Source organism: Sphingobacterium shayense, from assembly GCF_013179575.1.
Classification (GTDB): Bacteria; Bacteroidota; Bacteroidia; order Sphingobacteriales; family Sphingobacteriaceae; genus Sphingobacterium; species Sphingobacterium shayense.
The window spans coordinates 1-8531 of the sequence record NZ_JABMCQ010000172.1 but is presented as its reverse complement, the minus strand read 5'-3'; the positions used below and the strand labels follow the sequence as shown (position 1 = coordinate 8531).

Genomic DNA, 8531 nt, shown 5'->3' with positions numbered 1-8531 from the left:
ACTTCAAGAACCTGCAATTTCAATTTACCCATGGTGGTAAAATATCCTATTCCTCCTTCAATTAGATACTGCTTGAAGAGCTCATTACTCCTCGAAGATCCGCGATCAATATAGGACCCATTTGCGATAATAGCAAGGTTTTTCCCAAAAGCCACACCCGTGTTCGCACTTATGTTCCCTTTGACATTTGCGTGGGCGGCCAAATACGCTTCTCCCCGTTGCTTAAACATCGGCGTCGCCGGTACGTTAGGCATATATATGGAGCTACATCCAGTTGTAACAATAAAAATGATCAAGAGAAAAAATTGTATTGACCTTATATGCATATAGAATTCATTTTAAATATACACCTAATTATTGTGCCAACATTTAACTAAAAAAATAAAAGCTAGATTTCTCCAGCTTCTAAATTATTCCCGCCTTTTCAAGCTCTAATTGCATTTGCTGTTGCAAGAGGAGAGCCTCTTGCCGAGCGCGATCAGCAAAATCCTTTCCTGAGGATGCATATATGATGCCACGAGTACTATTTACAAGCAAACCACAATCTTTATTCATTCCATATTGGCAGACATCGGATAATGATCCCCCTTGCGCTCCTACGCCAGGAACAAGCAAAAAATGATCAGGTGCGTAGCGGCGAACTTCAGCAAACCCTTGCCCGCGCGTGGCGCCCACGACAAACATGGTGTTTTCAATCGATCCCCAACTAGCCACTTTTTCTAATACCGATTCAAAAAGCTGCTGCCCCTGTTCGTTACGAAAATTCTGAAAATCCAGACTCCCCGGATTGGATGTCAACGCGAGTACGATTGCCCACTTCCTCGGAATTTCTAAAAACGGCGTAACTGAATCATGTCCCATATAAGGAGCAATAGTAATGGAATCAAAGCCTAAACCGGAAACCTCCTGATCAAAGAACGCCTTAGCATAACGTGTGGATGTATTCCCTATGTCACCGCGTTTGGCATCAGCAATACTTAAACAATTTTTAGGCAAGGCCTCCCATGTCTTTTGCAAAGATTGCCAACCTTTAACTCCATAGCATTCAAAAAAAGCAATATTTGGTTTATATGCAACGCACAGATCCTCTGTTGCTTCAATTATCGCTTTGTTAAACGTATATATAGGATCTTCTTCACCGAGTAGATGCGAGGGTATTTTTGTCATATCGGTATCCAAACCTACACACAAAAAGCTCTTCTTCAATTTGATCTGCTGAATCAATTCCGCTCTAGTCATATATTATTTATTGATAAGTTCAGTGATAAATTCGAAAACATTGTCCGTGGAATAGTCAGCCATTCCTTCATGATGCGCTGCAACGTTCCCTTCTTTGTCGAGGATAAGCGTTGTGGGAATAGATTGACCTAACCACGTTGGAGGGATCTCACTTGCGGGATAAAATATAGGCAGATCCATTCCTCCTTCTTTCATAAACGCATGTGCTTTCTCCTTGTCTTGCTCAAGCTCCACCAATAGGAAAGCTATTTTGTCCGCCTGATCACCCTCAAACTTATCTTTCAAAGCCTGTATCGAGGGCATTTCGGCTTTACATGGAGGGCACCACGTAGCCCAAAAATTCAAGAAAACCACTTTACCCTTTAATTCCTGTATTTTCAATATTTTACCCCCGTCATCCTGAAATGACACTTGTGATCCGTCTGTAGATGCTTGCAAAGAGGATTCGGGCTCAATCGGAGGCTTCTCGGCGTCTTGTACTACCGGAGTTTTCAAATCGGGCTGAAAAAAACCTAACTTCATAAGTCCTTTTTGAAAGATACTTCGAGTGGCTGGTATAGCCACCAAAATAACAATCAGAATCAGTACAATATTTAAGACTTTGCTCCAGGTAATCCTTTTATTAGCCATATTTATAATTTACAGTTAGCTATCAAATTTTTCCAGCAGCCTTATTAAAGTCGCGAAATCTTTCGGATACGGAGCTTCAAATGCATAATCTTTGCCGTCGATCTTGAAGCTTACTTTGCGCGCATGTAGCGCAAACCGTTTCATAATCGGTGTTTCTTCTTCATCTTTAGACAATGTGTATCCTCTTTTTTTAATCTGGGATAAGTACACAGGTTTACCTCTATACATCTCATCACCAACAATTGCCGCTCGTTGCGTCGCTAAGTGAATACGAATCTGATGCATTCGTCCGGTTATCGGTTTACATTCGACCAAAGTAAAGTTTCTGAAAAACTGTATTGAGTTAAAAATCGTTTCGGCGACTTTTCCATTAGCCCGGTCGATCGAAACATTTTTATTGCCTTGGTTCAATATAGGTAGATCGACACGCAAGTCTGTGAAACGATGAGTCCCCCCGATAACGGCATGATATACTTTAACTACACGTCGACGCTCAAATTCAATCGATATCAAGCGGTATGTCTCTGGATTCTTCGCAATCAATAGGATACCAGATGTATCCTTATCGAGTCTATGACAAACCTGTGCATCGGGATGATATTTCTTGGCTAGGCGAAGGATATTCACCTCCCCTCCCGCTCTGTCATCTAGCGAACTAATAAAAGGTGGCTTGTTGATTACGATTAAATTATCGTCTTCGAAAATGATTAAATCCTGAAACTTGGGGAATTTAAACAAACGATTTTCGTTTTCCTGCATAGCGACAAAAATAGCAATAATCACCTAGATTTCCGATCTCACATTTGCAATCTAGATTATTTCCCTAGATTTATGTTTTAATTAATTAGTTTTGCTACACCAAAACATATAAAATGTCAGTACATAAAGTTATCAAACGGGTTACTACAAACACGATTCTCTCCATGAAAACAAACGGAGAAAAAGTGACAATGTTGACTGCTTACGATTTTTCTACCGCCAAAGCTCTTGACGAAGCAGGAATCGACGTATTGCTTATCGGCGACTCCGCTGCTAACGTGTTTGCTGGATATGAAACCACGCTTCCGATCACATTAGATAACATGATATACCATGCGAGCGCAGTTGCACGGGGGGCGAAAAGAGCTCTAGTTCTTGCTGACCTGCCATTTGGAGAATATCAAGGAACAGCAGAGGATGCTTTCAAAGCAGCTGTGCGTATGATGAAAGAATCAGGTGTGCATGCGTTGAAACTTGAAGGAGGAATTGAAATTATCGATAATATAAAGAAAATTATAGACGCCGGGATACCGGTATGTGGTCACTTAGGCTTAACACCTCAATCCATCAATAAATTCGGCACTTTTTCGGTCAGAGCACAGGAGGAAGCCGAAGCTGAAAAACTAAAGTCAGATGCATTAGCGCTTCAGCAAGCCGGGTGCTTTGCTATCGTCCTTGAAAAAATACCGGCAAAACTTGCGCGTGAAGTTTCCGAATCATTAAACATTCCAACGGTAGGAATCGGTGCCGGGAACGGCTGCGATGGTCAGGTCCTCGTTGTGAACGACATGCTTGGTTTCACAAAAGACTTCAAACCGAAATTTTTGCGCCAATACATGAAAATGTATGAGAACGTCGTGGAGGCGGCTTCACAATATGCCGCTGATGTCAAGTCTGGAAATTATCCAAACGAATCAGAACAGTATTAAAAGTGACACGATGAAGGTATTATTACTGTTAGCGCTGTTCGGCACATTACTATATCTCTTCTGGAGACGATTCTCTATGGGGGGATCACAAACTGCCGTATCGAATGTGCGTAGACCCAACACCTTCTTACCCATAGAAAGTTCGGCTGCAGTCTTTACTCAGGCGGCAAGGGGCACATTGTGGACTGTCGCTAGCGGGTTTATATTACTTATTCTAATCCTGGTAATAGGCCTGAAAATTAAAATATTATGGCTTATGCTCCCCTTGAGTCTTTATTTAATTGGCCAGTTGTTTGTCTATACAAATCATGTGCGTGCATCAAAAGATCAGCGCATATTTTATGATCCGCAAACTGGCGAAGTTCTTATTGATTTTTTAAAAAAAGATACCATCGTATTTAATTTAAAGAAGGATATAATTTCGGTTAGTGAAGTGAAATCCGTGCAAAAAAATAAAGGGACCTTATTTGGGTATTATAAGCTCGCCACCACCGCCGGAACCGTCGTTTTGCCTTATTTATTAGAGCAGCATACAAACAGTGTTAATAGAGATTTTTTTGCACAGGTAAACACTTACAAACGGAATATAGAAACGAAGTTATTCCCTATCATTTAACATAAAAAAAGCGACATCTTTACGGACATCGCTTTTTATCTTTCTTATAAGAAATTAGATCTTAACTATTGATCGCTTTCCAGATCATATCTTTTAACTGTTGAATATTCTTTCCGGAGACTGACGAAATGAAGATTGATTGAATCCCCTTTGGAACGGTCAAAGCCATCTCCTCTTCGAGCTCATCATCTAACATATCCGATTTAGTGATCGCCAACAAACGCGGCTTATCAATCAGTTCGGGATTATAAACCGTTAATTCATTCAATAAAATAGCATATTCCTCTTCTATACTTCGATCGGTATCAGCAGGTACCATAAAGAGTAGAACAGAATTACGTTCAATGTGTCTCAAAAAACGATAGCCTAAACCTTTACCCTCAGATGCTCCCTCTATAATCCCCGGAATATCTGCCATCACAAAAGATTTGCTATCCCGGTAGCTGACAATCCCTAAATTAGGTACTAATGTCGTAAACGGATAATTTGCTATTTCGGGTTTGGCAGCGGATACCACCGACAACAACGTCGATTTACCAGCGTTCGGAAATCCGACAAGCCCTACATCCGCCAACACTTTAAGTTCCAAAATGATCCACTGTTCTTTACCCGGCAAGCCCGGTTGAGAAAATCGAGGTGTTTGCTGCGTTGGTGATTTAAAATGCCAGTTACCCAGCCCTCCTTTTCCCCCAGGAGTAAGAACTTTCGACTCACCGTCCTCGGTGATCTCGAATAGCACTTCGCCAGTCTCGGCATCTTTTGCTATAGTCCCTAGAGGCACTTCTAACACTTCGTCTTTACCTGTTGCGCCTGTACATAAAGCACTCCCGCCGGGCTCGCCGTTCGCAGCAATGATATGTTTACGATACTTCAGGTGTAGCAAGGTCCAGTGATGTGTCGAACCTTTAAGGATAATATGACCACCACGTCCACCATCTCCCCCGTCGGGCCCTCCTTTTGCCGTGTGCTTGTCTCGGTGTAAGTGTGCCGAACCAGCTCCACCGTGTCCAGATCTGCAACACACCTTCACATAATCTACGAAATTTGAGCCTTGGGCCATATTACTTCTAAACTATTTATTTAATATTTATCTACGATCGCTGTCAAATCACCAAAAATAGTTTCGATTTCACCGATACCATTAACTTTTGATAGCTTTCCTTGTTTCTCATAATAAGGAAGAACGTGAACTGTTTTATTGAAATACTCTTCAATACGTTTCGTCAATTTATCAGCAGCATCGTCTGCTCTACCTGATATCTCTTGACGTTTAGCAATACGTTGTTTCAACTCCTCTTCGGTTACATCCAGCGCAACCACTCCTGTGATTTGTTCACCAATGGACTGCATGAATGCATCAAGTGATTCCGCTTGCGCAACTGTCCTCGGGAAACCGTCAAATATAAATCCTTTCGCCTGGGGGTTCTTTTCTATTTCTTCCTCTAACATCGCAATTGTAATAGAATCAGGAACTAGATTACCATCTGCAATTATTTGGCTTACCTGTTTCCCAAGCTCCGTTTGATTCTTAATATGCGCACGAAAAATGTCGCCTGTAGAGACGTGAACTAGTTGGTATCTCTCGATTAATTTTTCGGATTGAGTACCCTTACCAGCACCTGGAGGACCGAATAAGACAAGGTTTAGCATAAGTGTAGTATTGTTTTTTTACTATGTTCGAAAAAAAAGCCTAATCCGATGAGAATTAGGCTTCGTGTACTAAGTGCGCTCAAAGGGAGTCGAACCCCTAACCTCCTGATCCGTAGTCAGGTGCTCTATCCAGTTAAGCTATGAGCGCGGGCAACCAACACATTATTGACATCTCGGCCGTTCTGTTTTGGTGATGCAAATATAGATAAATCGGACGGGTATCCAAACATTTTTTTAAATTTTTACCCACCGACTAATATAACCAGCTTGCTATCAATACAGTGTTTTTCAAAAAATCTATCTAGAAAAGATCATCTAGTCAATATACTGGATTGAAACGAGAATTTATCAAGTGCTGCATTCCCAGTAATAGCCAAAAAGTGGGATACACACTTAGCTTTTAAACAGCAGCAGTTGTCTTCAGTACATTCCTATACGTATATTTAGGGTAAATATGTCTCTTTGCAAATCGAGCCGGCGAATCTGCATTTATAAATTTCACATATTCGTTGCGAGGAACACCAAAATACTCGTACTGACTGCCGTCAAGAAAGGTAATAGACATTACCTGTGCTTTCCAATCAAAATCCAAAATAACGGAAGTATCAATCGTATTTTTATAGATTGGGCGCTGTTTTTCTAATGTTTCGGGACAAATGCTCACAAGAAAATGATACGCTTCGATCATCTCCTTGCTTTTAGCTTCCGCTTCAACTAACCCTTGTTCATCGTTAACAAATCGGTCAGGATGACATTCCTTCATTATTTGACGGTAAACTGTTTTTAGAGTGCTTAGATCAGCTGATTTATCAACTTGAAGAAGATTCCTGTAGTCTATTATTTTTTTCATTGGCGCGAAGATAAGTATTCTAAATCCTTTATTTTCAAAAACATTGTAACATCAAGCATAATCTTCATACTTGTCAAACCCTGAGAACATGCTCAGCGATCTAAAAAGGGTGAAAAATTAGAAAACTAAAAGTGGATTTGTATAATGAGAATTCAAAAAGTGCGCTCAAAGGGAGTCGAACCCCTAACCTCCTGATTCGTAGTCAGGTGCTCTATCCAGTTAAGCTATGAGCGCATTTTTTTTGAGTATCAAAAACTGTTCGTTTTTGGTGATGCAAATATCGTTACTTTTTCGATTTTTTCAAATTTTTTTAATCATTTTCTGCTCTCTAAATCAAAAACCATTTACTATGAGGGAATTAGTTTAAAAAAAACTTTTCATCCCTTCTGAATCGAGCTTCAACATACACAGCAACAAACTATTCAGGATACCTTTGCTCTGCAAAAAACGCTTAGGATACCATATCGAATCCAACTTAATGTATTCAACAGAATAATCCGTACATTTAACAGAAGGAAACATTACTGCCTTTTAGGCGTTAATACTTTGCATCAACAAATTACAACTATATGGCAGAACGTGTTATAAAAAGCAACAAAATACGGATTGGTGATATAAGCATCTCCTATTATATCAAAAAATCGAAATCTGAAGAATCCAATACCATCATATTTCTACACGGATTCCCTTTTAACAAGAACATGTGGCGCCAACAGCTCAGTGCGTTACCTGACCAGGTAACAGGTATTGCAGTTGATATCCGCGGACATGGCAATAGTACTTCGGGGCACGGTTTCTTTTCCATCGATGTGTTTGCAAAAGACTTACGCGTTTTTATAGAAAAATTAGAAATTCAAAAGGTTACTCTTTGTGGTATCTCTATGGGTGGATATATCGCGCTACGCGCCTACCAATTGTTCCCGGAAAAAATAAACGGACTTATTCTTTCTGATACCCATTCAAAGGCCGATTCCGATGCAGGAAAACAAAAACGCTTCGACAGCATTCAAGCTGTTTTAAAATATGGACGTCGTCCATTTGCCATCGGATTTACCGAAAACGTCTTTTCACCGGACAATATTGAAGAAATCCCCGAGGCTGTTGAGCTAATAAAAAGCAGTATCCGCAGGAACAGTCTACGTACCATCTGCGCAACCCTACTTGCATTAGCTGCACGGACAGATACAACTGAAGTTCTAGCGAAGATAACGGTCCCTACCCTAATTATCAGAGGTATTCAAGACCGAATCACGGCCGCTAAAGACATGCAAGATTTAGCTGATGGAATCAGAAGCTCAGTTTATGAACAAATAGAGAACGCGGGTCACTTGCCAAATTTGGAGAACCCAAAACGTTTTAATCTCCTTCTCAGCGAATTTCTATCAAAAATAGGCAAACTTGATAACCAAAGTTAATCTCTTCTTGTAGTACTAAGCTTCAATTGCTTCTTTTGCCAACTGGTAACCTCGTTCGATTAATTCATTTGAGCGATGAAATTCCCAGATACCAGCAGAATCCTGTGACACGGAAATCGTAAAATCAGGCTTAAAAAGAGCCAGATTCATTGCGCTCATTTTCCGTCGCATCACGTAGTAAGACTCTTGCAATAAACCAATTGCACCAAGTCTAGGTATTTTATCTCCTTTCTGCTCGGGCAGACCGTCTAGATTTACCGCAATAATCACATTATTTTTATGCTGTACATGATTCACCGGCACATTATTTAGAACCCCGCCATCAACTAAAAATCGATCACCAAACACCACTCCTCTAAATACACCGGGTATCGCCATCGACGCCCGTATAGCTGTATAAATACTACCCGTTCTAAAGATCACTTCTTCCTCATTCCTAAGAT

10 protein-coding genes, 2 tRNA genes and 1 pseudogene are annotated in these 8531 nt (G+C 40.6%); 3 read left to right on the top strand and 10 right to left on the bottom strand.

Annotated elements, in window-relative coordinates:
- From HP439_RS15960 to HP439_RS15945, 4 genes and pseudogenes are all read right to left on the bottom strand, one after another.
- A pseudogene (locus HP439_RS15960) lies at window positions 1-326 on the bottom strand (hypothetical protein); the annotation flags it as partial.
- Between the two features lie 79 nt (window positions 327-405).
- Window positions 406-1239, bottom strand: coding sequence for an orotidine-5'-phosphate decarboxylase (gene pyrF / locus HP439_RS15955; protein ID WP_172391334.1), 834 nt, complete (start codon window positions 1237-1239; stop codon window positions 406-408).
- A 3-nt stretch (window positions 1240-1242) separates the two neighbouring features.
- The gene (locus HP439_RS15950; protein ID WP_172391333.1) at window positions 1243-1869 is read right to left on the bottom strand and encodes a TlpA family protein disulfide reductase; all 627 of its coding nucleotides are present in this window, start codon (window positions 1867-1869) and stop codon (window positions 1243-1245) included.
- 15 nt (window positions 1870-1884) lie between these two features.
- Window positions 1885-2628, bottom strand: coding sequence for an RluA family pseudouridine synthase (locus HP439_RS15945; RefSeq protein WP_172391331.1), 744 nt, complete (start codon window positions 2626-2628; stop codon window positions 1885-1887).
- Between the two features lie 113 nt (window positions 2629-2741).
- On the opposite strand from HP439_RS15945, the gene panB reads away from it, so the two are divergent.
- Both panB and HP439_RS15935 read left to right on the top strand, forming a co-directional pair.
- Window positions 2742-3557: a 3-methyl-2-oxobutanoate hydroxymethyltransferase gene (gene panB / locus HP439_RS15940; protein WP_172391330.1), complete on the top strand. Its 816-nt coding sequence runs from the start codon at window positions 2742-2744 to the stop codon at window positions 3555-3557.
- Window positions 3558-3567: 10 nt separating this feature from the next.
- Entirely contained in the window at window positions 3568-4173 is a 606-nt protein-coding gene (locus HP439_RS15935) for a hypothetical protein (protein WP_172391329.1), read from the top strand.
- Window positions 4174-4234: 61 nt separating this feature from the next.
- Here the strand turns inward: HP439_RS15935 and obgE are convergent, their stop codons facing one another.
- The 5 genes from obgE to HP439_RS15910 all read right to left on the bottom strand — a co-directional run bounded on the left by obgE (window position 4235) and on the right by HP439_RS15910 (window position 6907).
- Window positions 4235-5233, bottom strand: a complete 999-nt coding sequence (obgE, locus tag HP439_RS15930; protein ID WP_172391328.1) for a GTPase ObgE — start codon at window positions 5231-5233, stop codon at window positions 4235-4237.
- A gap of 20 nt (window positions 5234-5253) precedes the next feature.
- Complete coding sequence (locus tag HP439_RS15925; protein ID WP_172391327.1) at window positions 5254-5823, bottom strand: adenylate kinase; 570 nt, start codon at window positions 5821-5823, stop codon at window positions 5254-5256.
- A 74-nt stretch (window positions 5824-5897) separates the two neighbouring features.
- Window positions 5898-5971, bottom strand: a tRNA-Arg gene (locus HP439_RS15920).
- Between the two features lie 252 nt (window positions 5972-6223).
- On the bottom strand, window positions 6224-6673 hold the full coding sequence (locus tag HP439_RS15915; protein ID WP_172391326.1) for a KTSC domain-containing protein: 450 nt from the start codon (window positions 6671-6673) through the stop codon (window positions 6224-6226).
- Between the two features lie 160 nt (window positions 6674-6833).
- Window positions 6834-6907, bottom strand: a tRNA-Arg gene (locus tag HP439_RS15910).
- A 335-nt stretch (window positions 6908-7242) separates the two neighbouring features.
- Here HP439_RS15910 and HP439_RS15905 point away from each other — a divergent pair.
- On the top strand, window positions 7243-8088 hold the full coding sequence (locus tag HP439_RS15905) for an alpha/beta fold hydrolase (RefSeq protein WP_172391325.1): 846 nt from the start codon (window positions 7243-7245) through the stop codon (window positions 8086-8088).
- A 15-nt stretch (window positions 8089-8103) separates the two neighbouring features.
- Here the strand turns inward: HP439_RS15905 and HP439_RS15900 are convergent.
- A partial coding sequence (locus HP439_RS15900) for a patatin-like phospholipase family protein (RefSeq protein WP_172391324.1) occupies window positions 8104-8531 on the bottom strand: 428 nt, incomplete at its 5' end.

Coding starts and splice junctions, on each gene's coding strand:
- pyrF (WP_172391334.1), bottom strand. CDS start 1,239: ATGACTAGAGCGGAATTGATTCAGCAGATCAAATTGAAGAAGAGCTTT.
- HP439_RS15950 (WP_172391333.1), bottom strand. CDS start 1,869: ATGGCTAATAAAAGGATTACCTGGAGCAAAGTCTTAAATATTGTACTG.
- HP439_RS15945 (WP_172391331.1), bottom strand. CDS start 2,628: ATGCAGGAAAACGAAAATCGTTTGTTTAAATTCCCCAAGTTTCAGGAT.
- panB (WP_172391330.1), top strand. CDS start 2,742: ATGTCAGTACATAAAGTTATCAAACGGGTTACTACAAACACGATTCTC.
- HP439_RS15935 (WP_172391329.1), top strand. CDS start 3,568: ATGAAGGTATTATTACTGTTAGCGCTGTTCGGCACATTACTATATCTC.
- obgE (WP_172391328.1), bottom strand. CDS start 5,233: ATGGCCCAAGGCTCAAATTTCGTAGATTATGTGAAGGTGTGTTGCAGA.
- HP439_RS15925 (WP_172391327.1), bottom strand. CDS start 5,823: ATGCTAAACCTTGTCTTATTCGGTCCTCCAGGTGCTGGTAAGGGTACT.
- HP439_RS15915 (WP_172391326.1), bottom strand. CDS start 6,673: ATGAAAAAAATAATAGACTACAGGAATCTTCTTCAAGTTGATAAATCA.
- HP439_RS15905 (WP_172391325.1), top strand. CDS start 7,243: ATGGCAGAACGTGTTATAAAAAGCAACAAAATACGGATTGGTGATATA.